Origin of the sequence: Amycolatopsis sp. NPDC026612, from assembly GCF_040638285.1 — a bacterium.
In the GTDB taxonomy this organism is placed as follows: Bacteria; Actinomycetota; Actinomycetes; order Mycobacteriales; family Pseudonocardiaceae; genus Amycolatopsis.
Genome location: NZ_JBEZYB010000137.1, coordinates 1 through 13,830 on the forward strand (window position 1 = coordinate 1; position 13,830 = coordinate 13,830).

Here is a 13,830-nt window from a genome sequence, read left to right on the forward strand (position 1 = left end):
TGATCAGAGCCGGAACTCGCGTGATTGGGGCCGTAACTCGCGAGTTACGGCCCCAATCACGTGAATGACGGGTCTGATCACGCGAGTTCCGGGTTACTGGTGGAAGCGGTAGGTCTTGCTGTCGAAGAGGATGCAGATGCTCGGGGACATCACGATCACGCGGAGCGTGTTGTCGCGCTCGTCGAAGTCGAGGCCTTCGACCTCGAACGACCCCGAGCAGCCGCTGCGGAGCGGGAGCTGGCCCAGCGACGTGACGTGGCCGGTGACGTCGGAGCCGGCGAGCGGGCCGGCCAGGTCGACCTGGAGCAGCGGTTTCGTCGTGCCGAAGAGGCTGCCGTCCGGGTCGTCGGACGCGCAGAGCAGCCGGGTGGCGGTCTGGAAGTCGCAGCCCTGGACGTCGCGGACCGGGTGGTCGAGCCGGATCGCCGCCGCGTACGGCACGTTCTGCGCCGGGTCGGTGACCACCACGCCGGGCATCGGGTGCACCAGGAGCCGGTCCATCGTGCCCCACTCCCCCCCCACCAGCCAGCGCGCGTCGGGCGACACCGCGGCGAAGGAGTTGTTGTTCGCTTCCCACGGCTCGAGGGCGTGCTTGTAGTTCGCCCACGAGCCGTTCGGGGCCTGGACGCGGAAGAGCTTCGCGCCCCGGTCGTCACGCTGGTAGGGCTCGACGTACCAGCCCTGGGCCGAGCCCGGGTCGCCGACGTGGTTCCAGCCCTGCGAGTTCAGGTCCGCCGGGATCGTGCCGACCCCGGTGTAGCGGATCGTGGTGCCCGACGGGCGCACGATCGTCGCGAGCCCCTGGCTCTCGTCGAGTGCCCTGGCGTTGTCGGACCCGACCTCCGTCCAGCCCGTGGCGGCCTGGGCCGGCACGGACGCGAAGGCGGTGAGCAGGGTGACGACGGCGAGCACGATCCCGGTTCTGCGCATGACGCCTCCGGTCGGAGTGGGAAACCTGGCGAGCAGGATTTACCAGCACTCCCGGGCGTCGCACACCCGCCGAATGAAGGTTTTTCACGTTTGTTCGGCTTCCTGTCCGGTTCCGGACAGGACGAATCAGGGCGCGCGAAAGCCCCGGCGGGCGCACCCGCCGGGGTTCAGTCCGGGATCACTTCCCCGGACGGAGACTCTCGTAGATCTCCTTGCAGGCCGGGCAGACCGGTGACCCGGGCTTCGGCGACTTCGTCACCGGGAAGACCTCACCGCACAGCGCCACCACGTGAGTGCCCATGACCGCGCTCTCGGCGATCTTGTTCTTCTTCACGTAGTGGAACATCTTCGGGGTGTCGTCGTCGGTGGTTTCCGTGCCCTCGGGCGTGGTCTCCGGCTTCGTCAGCGTCTCGGTGCTCACCCGGCCATTGTGCCCGAGTCCCGCCGAACCTCCGCCGATCGGCCCCCTCGGCCTGGCAGGATCGCCGTCATGTTCCAGAAGGTGCTCGCGACGTTCGGCTCGGGCGGGGCGAAGATCGACGCCCGGCTGCTCGACCGGGCCGCCGCTCCCGGCCACCCGCTGCACGGCGAGGTGCTGCTGCTCGGCGGCGAGGTCGACCAGGAGATCAAGGGGCTGGCGGTGACGCTGCTGGCGCGGGTCCGGGGACCCGGCGGCCAGGCCGAAGACCTCCCGTTCGGCACGCAGCAGCTGGTGGGCGGGGAAGTCATCCGCGCCGGGCAGCAGATCCGGGTGCCGTTCGAGGTGCCGTTGCCCTGGGAGACGCCCGTGACCAGCGTCTACGCCCAGCCGCTCGCCGGCATGGCGGTCGGCGTCCGGGCCGAGCTGGACCTGGCCGCGGCGGTGTCGGACCCGTTCGACGCCGACGCCGTCGCGATCGAGCCGCTCCCGGCGCAGAAGCGGGTGCTCGACGCGCTCAGCCGGATCGGCTTCACCTTCCGCGAGGCGGTCCTCGAGTCGGGCCGGGTCGAGGGCACCCGCCAGCAGCTGCCGTTCTTCCAGGAGATCCGCTTCACGCCTTCGCCGCGCTTCGCGAGCATCTTCTCCCAGGTCGCCGTCACCTTCCTGGCCTCGGCCGAGCGCACCGACGTCGTGCTGGAGGTCACCAAGCGGGTCCGCGTGAGCAAGACCGGCGGGTTCGGCGGCCGCGGGCAGGACTTCCTCGGGCTGTTCACCGTGAAGCCGGACGTCAACTGGGAGAAGCAGCTCGAAGACTGGCTCGACCAGGTGGCGCGCCCGCGCGGGATCTTCGACTAGCCGTGCGGTGGGACACAGCGATCACGGCGCTCGGCGGCACGTCCGGCGCCTGGCCGCGGCTCGAAGCCCGGTACGGCGAGCCCCACCGCCGCTACCACACGCTGGGCCACGCGGCCGCCGTCGTCCGCGACTCCGCGTGGCTGACCGGCGGCCTGAGCACCACCGAACGCGCGGTGGTCGCCGTCGCGGCGTGGACGCATGACGTCGTGTACGACGCGAAGCCCGGCGAAGACGAACGCGCCAGTGCGGCGTGGGCCCGCGAAGCGCTGGACGGAGTCGCCGGAACGCACGTCGACCGGGTCGAAGGCCTGATCCTCGCCACGATCACCCACGACGCCCCGCCGGACGACCTCCTGGCCACCGCGCTCCTCGACGCCGATCTGGCCGTCCTCGGAGCGCCCGAAACGCAGTACGCGGCGTACGCCCGCGGAGTGCGCGAGGAGTACGCGAAGTACCCCGACGACGTCTGGTGCGAAGGGCGCATAGCGGTCCTGGAAAGGATGCTGGCCCGAGAGCTCTACCGCAGCGAAGCCGCGCGGACACGCTGGGCGAGCACCGCGGAAGAGAACCTGACGGCCGAGCTGACCCACTGGCGCCGCGTGCGGGGCGATCACCGATGATGGTGCCTCGTGACTACCGCACTCTCGCTGCACGAAGAGGTCGCCTCGGCGCTGCGTGACGGGCACCCCGTCGTCGCGCTGGAGAGCACCATCCTGTCCCACGGCCTGCCGCCGGGCCGCAACCTCGACGTCGCCCGCCGCCTCGAAGGCGTGGTCCGCGACGGCGGCGCCGTCCCGGCCACGATCGCGGTGCTCGACGGACGGGTCGTCGTCGGTCTCTCCCCCGCCGAGCTCGAGCGCGTCTGCGCGCCGGACGCCGGGCTGGACAAGCTGTCGCTGCGCGACCTCGGCCCGGCCGTCGGGCTGGGCCGCTCCGGCGCGACGACCGTGGCGAGCACGTCGGCGCTGGCCGCCGCGGCCGGGATCGGGATGTTCGCCACCGGCGGGCTCGGCGGTGTGCACGTCGGTGCCGCGCAGACCTGGGACGTCTCGGCGGACCTCGGCGTGCTGGCGAAGGTGCCGACGGTCGTCGTCTGCTCCGGTGTGAAGTCGGTGCTCGACATCCCGGCCACCCTCGAGGTGCTGGAGACGAACTCGGTGCCGGTGCTCGGCTACCGCACCGACGACTTCCCGGCGTTCTACCTCCGCTCCTCCGGGCACACCGTCGGCTGGCGGGTCGACGACCCGAAGCAGGCCGCCGCCGTGATCGACGCGCACCGCGCGTACGCGGGTTCCGGTGTCCTGCTGGCCAACCCGATCCCCGAAGCGTCCGAAATGGACAGAGAGCTGCACGACCGGCTGCTCGCCGAGGGCCTCGCGCTGGTGGCCGACCGCGGCGTGCACGGCGCCGACGTCACGCCGGCGCTGCTGGAGCACTTCCACACCGCGAGCGGCGGCGTGAGCATCGACGCGAACGAGGCGCTCGTGCTGAACAACGCCAAGCTGGCCACTCAGGTCGCGGTGGCGTTGGCATGAGCGAGCTTGCGAGTGAATCATCCAACACTGCGCGGTCCGCTCAGGCCGCACCGAGCGTCAGCGAGGCGCGCGCATGAGCGGGATCGTGGTGGTCGGCGACGCGGCCCTCGACGTGATCGCCCGGCACGACAAGCCGTTGCCGCACGGGGGTGACGCCCGCGCGAAGATCCGGTTCACCGGCGGCGGCGCGGGCGCCAACACGGCGTTGTGGCTGCGTTCCCTCGGCGCGGAGACGACGCTCGTGGCGCGCATCGGCAACGACCCCGGCGGCCGGCTCATCAAGGCCGAACTGGAGGCGGCGGGCGTGCGGTGCGCGTTCGCCGTCGACCCGGAGGCGCCGACGTGCTGCGTCGTCGTCATGGTCGACGGCTCCGGGCAGCGCAGCATGCTGGCCGACCGCGGCGCGAACCAGCGCTTCGCCCCGGAGGACGTGTCCCCCGAGGTGCTGGCGGGTGCGAGCCACCTGCACCTGTCGGGGTACGTGCTGCTCGACCCGCCGTCGCGCGCGGCCGGGCTGGCCGCGCTGGCGGCGGCTCGCGAAGCGGGGTTGACGACGTCGGTCGACCCGCAGGCGGCCGCCCACATCACGGACCCGGGCGCGTTCCTCGACGACGTGCGCGGGGTCGACCTGCTGATGCCGAACACCGAAGAGCTGGTCGCGCTGACCGGCTCGGCCGATCCTGCGTCGGCGAAGGAGCTGCTCGGCGCGGTCGGCGCGGTGGTCGTCACCGCCGGGCTCGACGGGGCCAGCTGGGTCGACGCGGGCGGGGTCACGAGCGTGCCCGCGGTCGAAGCCGACTGCGTCGACTCGACCGGTGCGGGCGACGCCTTCGACGCCGGCGTGCTCACCGGCTGGCTGGCCGGAGAGTCCACTGTGGACGTCCTGCGGCACGGGACGCGGCTGGGCGCGCTGGCCGTCGGGAAGGTGGGCCCCCAGCCGGTCTGAACCGTAGCTTTCACGTGAAAGCGGCGACCTGGGCGCGTAGCTTTCACGTGAAAGCTACGCCTGGAAGCGGGGGCTCAGCCGTCGATGACGCGGTGGCTGGTGCTTTCGATCGTCTTCGCCTCGCGCTGGTAGGTGTTGACCTGCTCGGACTTGCGGGGCGGGCGGTCGTTCGCGATCAGCACCGCGATCCACGGCAGCGGCACCGAGATCGCCAGGAAGCCCAGCGCCAGCCACCACACGTGGTAGGTCAGCCCGGCCGCGATCAGGCACGGGATGCGGCAGCCCATCATGATCACGTACTTGCGTTTGCGCGTGGCGAGCTGCTGTTCGTACGACGGGGCTGCCGCGGTGATCAGCACCGGGTCCGAGTCGTTGGCGGGCATGGTCACTGCACCACCTCCGCTGTCCATCGTCCCACTTGCGGGGTTCATCCGACACCGGGGTGACGCATCTTGCTCAACGCGGCCACGACGAGGGTTTCGATGCCCGTGCGCAGGGTGGGGTGCAGGACCGGGGCGAACCGCGGCGAGTGGTTGGACGGGATGTCGCGCTCGAACCGGCCCTCGGTCATCGCGGTGATCACCGTCTGCGAGTCGAAGCCACCGACCAGCCAGAACACCGACGGCACGCCGGCCGCGCGGCCGAACTCGCTGAAGTCCTCGCTGCCGGTGACCAGCGGAGCCGGGAACACCGCGTCGGCGCCGAAGCGGCCGCGGAAGACCTCGGTGAGCGCGGCGTTGGCGGCTTCGTCGTTCTCGGTGACCGGGTAGGAGCCGAACCGCTCGATCTCCGGGGGCTTCGGTGCGCCGGCCGTGGCGGCCTCGCCGTGCACGATCCGCTCGACCGCGGCCAGCACCCGCTCGCGCACGGCCTGGTCGAAGGACCGGACGTTGACCTCGAGCACGGCGTCGTCGGCGATCACGTTGCTCGCGGTGCCCACGTGCAGCGAACCGACCGTGACCACGGCCGAGTCGGTCGCGGAGATCTCCCGCGACACGATCGTCTGCAGCTTGAGCACCACGGACGCGGCCAGCACGGCCGGGTCGACGGTGGTCTCCGGGCGCGAGCCGTGCCCGCCGCGGCCGTGCAGGGTGACGCGCAGCGTGTCGGTGGCGGCCATGATCACCCCGGGCCGGGTGAGCACCCAGCCCGCCGGGCCCGGCACCAGGTGCTGACCGAAGACGACGTCCGGCCGGCCGCCGATGTCGAACAGGCCGTCGTGGACCATCCGGACCGCGCCGCCCGCGCCCTCCTCCCCCGGCTGGAAGACCACCTGCAGCGTGCCGGACCAGGCGTCGCGGCCCTTCGCGAGCAGTGCGGCGGCGCCGGAGAGCCAGGTGGCGTGCATGTCGTGCCCGCACGCGTGCATCACCGGGACGTCCTGGCCGTGCTCGTCGAGACCGCGGGCCGTGCTGGCGTAGGACAGCCCCGTCTTCTCCTCGACCGGCAGCGCGTCGATGTCGGCCCGCAGCAGGACCGTGGGGCCTTCGCCGTTGCGCAGCACGCCCAGCACACCGGTGCCGGCGATGCCGGTGTGCACCTCGTAGCCGTCGCCCTCCAGCCGCCGGGCCAGCTCGCCGGCCGTCCGGGTCTCGGCGAAGGACAGTTCCGGGTGCCGGTGGAGGTCGATGTACAGCGCTTCGAGCTCGGGCAGCGCCGCGTCGAGCGGGCCGAGGACGCGTTCAAGGGTCACGGAGGCCATCGTGGCAGCATTACCCACCGTGAGCACGCGAAGCGCATTGCCCGACCTGTCCGACGACGTCTGCGCGCGGCTGCGCGAGGCCTTCCGGCGCACCTCCTACGACGCCGACGGCGTGGTGGCCGCTCTCGGCGGGGCGGCGCACGCGGCGCTGGGCCGGGGTGAGCCGGTGCCTGCCGAACGCGCGAGCCGGGACGCGGGGGACCTCGGCACGCTGATCCGGCTGTTCCTGCTGGGCGGCACCGAGCCGGAGACCGCGGTCAAGGCCGCCTTCGCGCCCCTCGCACCCGAAGACGCGGTCGCCGCCGGCGTGCTCGCCGAGGTCACCGGCGGCCACCGCGCCGCCCTCGACATCCGCCCGCACGGCGACGAAGAGGGCTCGTGGTGGGTCGTCTCCGACCTCGACGCCGACGTGCTCGGCACCACCGTGCCCGAGGACCACGTGCTCGGCGTCGGCCACGCGTCGCTGTCGCTGATCCGCGCGACCAGCCGCCGCCCGGTGGGCACCCTGCTCGACCTGGGCACCGGCAACGGCGTGCAGGCGCTGCACGCGACCCGGCACGCCCGGCACGTGACCGCCACGGACGTCTCCGAGCGGGCACTGGCGCTGGCCGCGGCGACGTTCCGGCTGAACGAGCTGGACGTCGAGCTCGTGCGCGGCGAGTGGTTCGCGCCGGTCGCGCGGCGGAAGTTCGACCAGGTCGTGTGCAATCCGCCGTTCGTGGTCGGGCCGGCCCGCGTCGACTACACCTACCGCGACTCCGGGCTGGCCGGGGACGACGCGAGCGCGCTGGTCGTGCGGCAGCTCCCGGGCTTCCTGAACGACGGCGGCGTCGGTCACCTGCTCGCCTCGTGGCTGCACACCTCCCGCGAGGACTGGGCCGACCGGGTGAGCCGCTGGCTGCCCGCCGAGACCGACGCCTGGTTCGTGCAGCGCGACGTCGCCGATCCGGCGCTCTACGTCGGCACGTGGTTGCGGGACGCGGGCCTCGACCCGCGCTCGCCCGAGGGCCGGGTGAAGGCGGCGGCGTGGCTCGACTGGTTCGCCGCGAACGACGTCCGGGGCATCGGCTTCGGGTTCGTCACGCTGCGGCGCGCGTCCGGGCTGACCCCGACCGTGGTGTGCGAGGACCTCCGGCAGGCCTACGACGACCCGCTGGGCCCGGAAGCGGCGGGCTGGCTGGACCGCGTGGAATGGCTGCGCGAATCAGGTGGTTCATTACTGGATGTCCGTTTCGTGGTGCCGGAGACGGTTTTGCTCGAAAGCGTCGAAGAACCCGGCGACGAGGGCTGGGCGACGACCGTCCGGCGGCTGCACCGCACCGACGGGCCGGGCTGGCAGCACGAGGTCGACGAGCTGGCGGCCCGGCTACTGGCGGGCTGCCGCGGTGCGCTGCCCCTGGCGGACCTGATCGAGCTCCTCGCGGCTGCGCAGGGCCTGTCGTCCGAGGAACTGGGGGCCGCCGCGCTGCCCGTCGTCCGGGAGCTCGTCCGGCACGGCATGCTCGTCCCGGCCGGCCGATGAGGGCGGTCGCGGCCCGCGTCACGCGGGCGGACGTCACCGTCGGCGACGAGGTCGTCGGCGCGATCGACGAGCCGGGTTTGCTTGTCCTGCTGGGAATCCACGCCGGTGACGACGCCGCGAAGGCCGTCACGATGGCGCGCAAGCTGCACGAACTGCGAGTACTGCGCGACGAGGAGTCATGCGCGACCGCGAATGCACCACTGCTCGTGGTGAGCCAGTTCACGCTCTACGGCGACACGAAGAAAGGGCGGCGCCCGTCGTGGACGCAGGCGGCCCGGCCGGAGGTCGCCGAGCCGTTGGTGGACGCCGTCGTGGCCGAGCTGCGCGGCCGCGGCGCCACGGTGGCGACGGGACGGTTCGGCGCGATGATGGCCGTGTCCAGCGTCAACGACGGTCCGTTCACCGTTCTCGTAGAGGTCTAGACCACTGGAAAGGCGCTGCGGCGCCTCCGTTGGGAGTGGTGGCGGGGCATGGCGGGACGGTTCACATCCTGACCGGATTCATATGGGATTCTCAGGTTTCCCGAGCACAGAACGTTCTCAGCAAAAGCTCAGCAATGGTTGAGCAACCGGATCGCTCCGGCAGCCGTCTTCTTCTATGACGGGCCGGGAACGTTTTGGAAACCCGGAGCGTTGCACCAGATGTCCAGCCAAGCCGGCCGGACCGGCGTACCGGGCTCCACAGGCCCCGATGCGCGGGTACGCACCCGGTGGACGACCGCAGCAGCACGTTCAGCCCGTGACCGGGGAGGCAGAATGTCAGTCCAGACTCTCGAACGCGAGGCGCGCGGGATTCGCGAGCGCATCCCGGCTCAGACGGCGTCGTCGTCGGAAGAGCCGGTGAACTTCGCGGCGCTCACCGACGCCGACCTCGACGCCCAGAGCCCCGCCGCCGACCTCGTCCGCGTCTACCTGAACGGCATCGGCAAGACAGCCCTGCTCAGCGCGGCCGACGAGGTCGAGCTGGCGAAGCGCATCGAAGCCGGCGTGTTCGCCCAGCACATGCTGGACACGGGCGAGAACCTCACGGCGAAGCGGCGCACCGAGCTGGCCGCCCTGGTCCGCGACGGCCACGTGGCGAAGAACCACCTGCTCGAGGCCAACCTCCGCCTGGTGGTCTCGCTCGCCAAGCGCTACACCGGCCGGGGGATGCCGCTGCTCGACCTGATCCAGGAGGGGAACCTGGGTCTGATCCGCGCGGTGGAGAAGTTCGACTACTCCAAGGGGTTCAAGTTCTCGACCTACGCGACCTGGTGGATCCGGCAGGCCATCACCCGCGGCATGGCCGACCAGGGCCGCACCATCCGGCTGCCCGTCCACCTGGTGGAACAGGTCAACAAGCTGGCCCGCATCAAGCGCGACCTGCACCAGCAGCTCGGCCGGGACGCGACGCACGAAGAGCTGGCGGCCGAGTCGGGCATCCCGGCGCACAAGATCTCGGACCTGCTCGACCACTCGCGTGACCCGGTAAGCCTGGACATGCCGGTCGGCGCCGAGGAGGACGCCCCGCTGGGCGACTTCATCGAGGACTCCGAAGCGACCGACGCGGAGAGCGCCGTGATCTCGGGCCTGCTGCAGGACGACCTGCGCCGGGTGCTGGCGACGCTGGACGACCGCGAGCAGCACGTGATCCGCCTGCGCTACGGCCTGGACGACGGCCAGCCGCGCACGCTCGACCAGATCGGCAAGCACTTCGGGCTGTCCCGCGAGCGCGTCCGCCAGATCGAGCGCGAGGTCATGTCCAAGCTCCGCCAGGGCGAGCGCGCGGACCGGCTCCGCGCGTACGCCAGCTGACCGATTCGTTGCCGAGGGCGGGTGCACATGGTGCACCCGCCCTCGGTCATTTCCGCGGCTCGTGACCAGGCGTTCGGCCGCGCGAGAAAATTTTCCACGAAAACCGGGTTTGGTCGTTCGCGGACGGGGGTAGCAACCCTCCGCCAGCACCCGTTCGGCGGCGTTGACTTATGACCTGCGTCACGACAGCCTCGAAGTGCCGGCGCAGGCCTCGCAACCGGATGTGCACGTATCCGGGAGCTTTCCCCGGGAGGTCGGGTCCGTCGGGGTGGACCCGGCCTCCCGACCAGCTTTCCGCAGCAGCGCACCCGCGTCCGTAGTCACCATCCGGTTTCGGGGTGGTGGTCCACAGCCCCGCGACGATGTGGACAACCAAGCCCCGGCGACCGCTTTCCCCGGCTTTTCGGCGGGTGCCCCCGATAAGCTGGACAAGGGCACGCCCCCCAGGGAGGGCGGGGGCCGCGTGGGGTGGCCCACAGTGATCGCAGGCCTCTTCGGCGTGGCGGTGGACGCTGCGTAGGGTGGGCGGATCCCGGAGCTGGCAAAGGAGCCTGGCAGTGCCGACCACCCCGTTTCAGCACACCGAAGTCCTCCCGCTGAGCAAGGACACCACCACCGAATACCGGCTGGTCACCGACGAGGGCGTCGAAACCGTCGAGGCCGCCGGGCGGACCTTCCTGAAGGTCGATCCCGAGGCGCTCACCACCCTCGCGCGCACCGCCATCACCGACATCCAGCACCTGTTGCGCACGTCACACCTCGCCCAGCTGCGCGCCATCGTCGACGATCCCGAGGCCAGCGGGAACGACCGGTTCGTCGCCATGGACCTGCTGCGCAACGCCGCCATCTCCGCCGGGGGTGTCCTGCCCATGTGCCAGGACACCGGCACCGCCATCGTCATCGGCAAGCGCGGGGAGGGGGTCCTCACCGGCGGTGACGACGAGCGCGCCCTGTCGCGGGGCATCTTCGACGCCTACCAGCAGCTGAACCTGCGCTACTCGCAGATGGCGCCGGTGAACTTCTGGGACGAGCGCAACACCGGGACCAACCTGCCCGCGCAGATCGAGCTCTACCACAAAGACGGCCAAGACGACCCGGCCTACGAGTTCCTCTTCATGGCCAAGGGCGGCGGCAGCGCCAACAAGACGTTCCTCTACCAGGAGACCAAGGCCGTCCTGAACCCGAAGCGGCTCGCGCGCTTCCTCGACGAGAAGCTGCGCAGCCTCGGCACCGCCGCCTGCCCGCCCTACCACCTCGCGATCGTCGTCGGCGGGATGTCCGCGGAGTTCAACCTCAAGGTCGCGAAGCTCGCCTCCGCCCGCTACCTCGACAACCTGCCGCAGGAGGGTTCCGAGCTGGGGCACGCCTTCCGCGACCCGAGCCTCGAGCAGCAGGTGCTGGAGATGACCCGGCAGTTCGGCATCGGCGCGCAGTTCGGCGGGAAGTACTTCTGCCACGACGTCCGCGTCATCCGGCTGCCCCGCCACGGCGCGTCCTGCCCCGTCGGCATCGCCGTCTCCTGCTCCGCCGACCGCCAGGCCAAAGCCAAGATCACCGCCGACGGCGTGTTCATCGAGCAGCTCGAGCGCGACCCGGCCCGCTTCCTCCCCGACGTCACCGAAGAGGACCTCTCCGACGACGTCGTCTCCGTCGACCTCAACCGGCCGATGGCCGAGATCCGCGCGCAGCTCTCGCAGCTGCCGGTCAAGACGCGGCTTTCGCTCACCGGGCCGCTGGTCGTCGCCCGCGACATCGCGCACGCCAAGATCGCCGAGCGCCTCGACGCCGGCGAGGAGATGCCCGGCTACCTGAAGGACCACCCGGTCTACTACGCCGGCCCGGCGAAGACGCCCGAGGGCTACGCGTCCGGCTCGTTCGGCCCGACCACGGCCGGGCGGATGGACTCCTACGTCGAGCAGTTCCAGGCCGCCGGCGGCTCACTCGTCATGCTGGCCAAGGGAAACCGCTCGAAGCAGGTGACCTCGGCGTGCCAGGCGCACGGCGGGTTCTACCTCGGCTCGATCGGCGGTCCGGCCGCCCGGCTCGCGCAGGACTGCATCAAGAAGGTCGACGTCCTCGAGTACGCCGAGCTCGGCATGGAAGCCGTCTGGAAGATCGAAGTCGAGGACTTCCCGGCGTTCATCGTCATCGACGACAAGGGCAACGACTTCTTCGCCAGCACCGGCGATCCGGTGCTGCAGATCAGCTTCCGCTGACCCAACGGGAAAGGGGACACCGGCCCGCCGCCGGTGTCCCCTTTTCCGTTCCCTCAGCCGACGCGCTCGATCCGCGCGCGCCGGATGAGGAACTTGCCGGGTTCCCGGACCTGTTCGAAGGCCGCGTTGTTGAGCAGCGTGCAGCTGCCCGACACCGACGTCACCGCCACCGTGGTGGACTTCGAGTTGTCGAGGTTGGTCACCTTCAGCTTCGTCCCGGCCGGGAACTGGTTGCTCGACGCCGCCGGCGCGCCGGCCTCGCCCGAGAGCGTCACGGTCGAACCGGGGCACACGACCTGGCCCACCGCCGCCCCCGCGCCGGCCGCCGGTTGGTCCGGTTTCTTCTGCTGCCCGGGGGCCTGCGCCTTGCCCGGCGCGTTGCCGGAGTTCCCCGGGGCCGCGGCGGCCTGACCGTTGTTCGCCGCGACGTTCGCCGTGCAGCCCGCCACTTGCCGCCGCTGCTGGATCAGGTCCACCACGGCCTGCCGGTTGGTGATCCGCGCGGCCGACTGCGCGTCCGGGTTCGCCTGCTGGCCCGCGATGAAGTTCAGGTTGTTCTGCAACGCGGTGTCGAGCCCACCGCAGTTCTCCTTGGGCGCTTCGGCCGCGTTGCCCGCGGGACTGCTCAGCGCGATGGCGGTCGCGGTGATGCCGGCGACGCCCAGCAACGCGGCCATTCCGACGGTCGCCTGCTTGCGGTGCCTGCCACTGCTCAACCGGGGCATGGGCCCCTCCTCTCTGATCGCCACCTCACTCCGGGACACGGCCCGGTCACGGCGGCGGTTCAGCGGGAGCACCGACAATTTTCGACAACTTCGACGATGAGCGGACCACGCGCAGGCCGTGGTCCGGACCACCGGGCCGTGATCGTCCACTGCGGACAGCACGCGGCCCCCGGAGAGCTCTCCGGGGGCCGTGGTCCTTACTTCGGCGGCGTGGTCTTCAGCACCACCGTGCGCTGATCCAGCGGCGCGGCCAGGGCGACCGAGATCACCGGGTACCGGATGTCCATTGTGCACATCTGATTGGTCTGGGCCTTCGTCTCGCTCAGGTTGACGACGACGTGGTCGGCCGCCTGTTCGGCCGCCTCGCCGAGCGCGTGCCCGCAGCCGCCTTCCTGGGCGCGGATGTTGAGCACCGTGCCGCCGTTGGCCGTCCACACCTCGCGCGGGAACCCGGCGGGCAGCGCGGTCGCGTCGATCTTGTCCGCCGGTACCTGGGTGCTGCCCTCGGGCACGGTCAGCCGGGGCTTGCCGGGCGGGTTGGGCTCGGGCGGCGCCGGCAGCACCGATGCACTCGGCGACGGCGACGCCGGTGCGGGCACCGACACACTGCCGGTCGATCCCCCGGGCCGGCCGGTGGGCATGTCCTGGCCGGCGCAGGCCGTCACCACCAGCAGGAGTGCGCCTGTCCCGACCACCTTCGCTGAGTACCTCATGCCCTCAAGACGGAACGGGGGCGGCGCGGGGTTGCACCGGCTCCGCCCCCGGAGAATGGTCTGGGAGGGCGTCCCGGGCATCCCGGGCCGCCCTCCCAGCGTCCGGGGTGGTCAGCCCTGGCGGAGGACGACCGTGCGGGTGCCGAGCGGCGCCGCGAGGGCGAGGGGCACCTTGATCTCCTTGATGTAGTCCGGGCACATCTGGCCCTTGGGCGCCGACGACACGGTGACCAGCACGGCCACCTGCTGCGCGGTCTGCTCGCCGACGCGGGCCGAGACGCGGCGGCAGCCGCCCTCCTCGGCCTGCAGGATCAGGGTCCGGCCGTCGAGGCTGCGGGTGAGGCTGCGCGGGTAGCCCTCGGGCAGCCCGCGGGCGTCGACCTGCGTCTCGGCGGGGGGGGGAGCACCCCGCGCGAGCCGGACCCGCCCGCGGCCCGCACCCGCAGGCCCGGGGCGCCGTGGACGCGGCCGC

General features: G+C 71.7%; 15 protein-coding genes. 8 read left to right on the forward strand and 7 right to left on the reverse strand.

The features are described 5' to 3' along the window. Positions 1 to 93: 93 nt before the first annotated feature. Together AB0F15_RS43545 and AB0F15_RS43550 are read right to left on the reverse strand one after the other, a co-directional pair. A complete protein-coding gene (locus AB0F15_RS43545) occupies positions 94 to 930 on the reverse strand; it encodes a hypothetical protein (protein WP_360283547.1) in 837 nt (278 codons plus the stop codon). A gap of 178 nt (positions 931 to 1,108) precedes the next feature. After that, complete coding sequence (locus AB0F15_RS43550) at positions 1,109 to 1,351, reverse strand: DUF3039 domain-containing protein (protein WP_360283549.1); 243 nt, start codon at positions 1,349 to 1,351, stop codon at positions 1,109 to 1,111. Positions 1,352 to 1,420: 69 nt separating this feature from the next. Here AB0F15_RS43550 and AB0F15_RS43555 point away from each other — a divergent pair, with 69 nt between their 5' ends. From AB0F15_RS43555 to AB0F15_RS43570, 4 genes are all read left to right on the forward strand, one after another. Next, positions 1,421 to 2,206, forward strand: coding sequence for a sporulation protein (locus AB0F15_RS43555; RefSeq protein ID WP_360283551.1), 786 nt, complete (start codon positions 1,421 to 1,423; stop codon positions 2,204 to 2,206). Positions 2,207 to 2,208: 2 nt separating this feature from the next. Beyond that, on the forward strand, positions 2,209 to 2,826 hold the full coding sequence (locus tag AB0F15_RS43560; protein WP_360283553.1) for a hypothetical protein: 618 nt from the start codon (positions 2,209 to 2,211) through the stop codon (positions 2,824 to 2,826). A gap of 9 nt (positions 2,827 to 2,835) precedes the next feature. Continuing rightward, the gene (locus tag AB0F15_RS43565) at positions 2,836 to 3,741 is read left to right on the forward strand and encodes a pseudouridine-5'-phosphate glycosidase (RefSeq protein ID WP_360283555.1); all 906 of its coding nucleotides are present in this window, start codon (positions 2,836 to 2,838) and stop codon (positions 3,739 to 3,741) included. A gap of 73 nt (positions 3,742 to 3,814) precedes the next feature. Next, entirely contained in the window at positions 3,815 to 4,687 is an 873-nt protein-coding gene (locus tag AB0F15_RS43570) for a carbohydrate kinase family protein (protein WP_360283557.1), read from the forward strand. Between the two features lie 74 nt (positions 4,688 to 4,761). On the opposite strand, the gene AB0F15_RS43575 is transcribed toward AB0F15_RS43570, so the two are convergent. Both AB0F15_RS43575 and AB0F15_RS43580 read right to left on the reverse strand, forming a co-directional pair. Beyond that, complete coding sequence (locus tag AB0F15_RS43575) at positions 4,762 to 5,097, reverse strand: DUF3099 domain-containing protein (RefSeq protein WP_360283559.1); 336 nt, start codon at positions 5,095 to 5,097, stop codon at positions 4,762 to 4,764. A 17-nt stretch (positions 5,098 to 5,114) separates the two neighbouring features. Beyond that, a complete protein-coding gene (locus AB0F15_RS43580) occupies positions 5,115 to 6,380 on the reverse strand; it encodes an amidohydrolase (RefSeq protein WP_360283561.1) in 1,266 nt (421 codons plus the stop codon). Positions 6,381 to 6,408: 28 nt separating this feature from the next. Between AB0F15_RS43580 and AB0F15_RS43585 the strand changes: the two genes are divergently transcribed. The 4 genes from AB0F15_RS43585 (at position 6,409) to AB0F15_RS43600 (ending at position 11,920) form a co-directional block, all read left to right on the forward strand. Beyond that, complete coding sequence (locus AB0F15_RS43585) at positions 6,409 to 7,911, forward strand: class I SAM-dependent methyltransferase (protein ID WP_360283563.1); 1,503 nt, start codon at positions 6,409 to 6,411, stop codon at positions 7,909 to 7,911. Next, a complete protein-coding gene (dtd, locus tag AB0F15_RS43590) occupies positions 7,908 to 8,333 on the forward strand; it encodes a D-aminoacyl-tRNA deacylase (protein ID WP_360283565.1) in 426 nt (141 codons plus the stop codon). Before AB0F15_RS43585 ends, dtd begins: the two co-directional genes overlap by 4 nt. A gap of 333 nt (positions 8,334 to 8,666) precedes the next feature. Then, positions 8,667 to 9,704, forward strand: a complete 1,038-nt coding sequence (locus tag AB0F15_RS43595) for a sigma-70 family RNA polymerase sigma factor (RefSeq protein ID WP_360283567.1) — start codon at positions 8,667 to 8,669, stop codon at positions 9,702 to 9,704. Positions 9,705 to 10,261: 557 nt separating this feature from the next. Further along, positions 10,262 to 11,920: a fumarate hydratase gene (locus AB0F15_RS43600; protein ID WP_360283569.1), complete on the forward strand. Its 1,659-nt coding sequence runs from the start codon at positions 10,262 to 10,264 to the stop codon at positions 11,918 to 11,920. Positions 11,921 to 11,973: 53 nt separating this feature from the next. Here the strand turns inward: AB0F15_RS43600 and AB0F15_RS43605 are convergent, their stop codons facing one another. The 3 genes from AB0F15_RS43605 to AB0F15_RS43615 form a co-directional block, all read right to left on the reverse strand. Next, on the reverse strand, positions 11,974 to 12,645 hold the full coding sequence (locus tag AB0F15_RS43605) for a hypothetical protein (RefSeq protein WP_360283571.1): 672 nt from the start codon (positions 12,643 to 12,645) through the stop codon (positions 11,974 to 11,976). Between the two features lie 197 nt (positions 12,646 to 12,842). Further along, positions 12,843 to 13,340 (reverse strand): hypothetical protein, encoded by a 498-nt coding sequence (locus AB0F15_RS43610; protein WP_360283575.1) that lies wholly within the window; start codon positions 13,338 to 13,340, stop codon positions 12,843 to 12,845. A 129-nt stretch (positions 13,341 to 13,469) separates the two neighbouring features. Next, on the reverse strand, positions 13,470 to 13,830 hold a 361-nt coding region (locus AB0F15_RS43615; protein ID WP_360283573.1), incomplete at its 5' end, for a hypothetical protein.

Coding starts and splice junctions, on each gene's coding strand:
- AB0F15_RS43545 (WP_360283547.1), bottom strand. CDS start 930: ATGCGCAGAACCGGGATCGTGCTCGCCGTCGTCACCCTGCTCACCGCC.
- AB0F15_RS43555 (WP_360283551.1), top strand. CDS start 1,421: ATGTTCCAGAAGGTGCTCGCGACGTTCGGCTCGGGCGGGGCGAAGATC.
- AB0F15_RS43570 (WP_360283557.1), top strand. CDS start 3,815: ATGAGCGGGATCGTGGTGGTCGGCGACGCGGCCCTCGACGTGATCGCC.
- AB0F15_RS43575 (WP_360283559.1), bottom strand. CDS start 5,097: ATGGACAGCGGAGGTGGTGCAGTGACCATGCCCGCCAACGACTCGGAC.
- dtd (WP_360283565.1), top strand. CDS start 7,908: ATGAGGGCGGTCGCGGCCCGCGTCACGCGGGCGGACGTCACCGTCGGC.
- AB0F15_RS43595 (WP_360283567.1), top strand. CDS start 8,667: ATGTCAGTCCAGACTCTCGAACGCGAGGCGCGCGGGATTCGCGAGCGC.
- AB0F15_RS43605 (WP_360283571.1), bottom strand. CDS start 12,645: ATGCCCCGGTTGAGCAGTGGCAGGCACCGCAAGCAGGCGACCGTCGGA.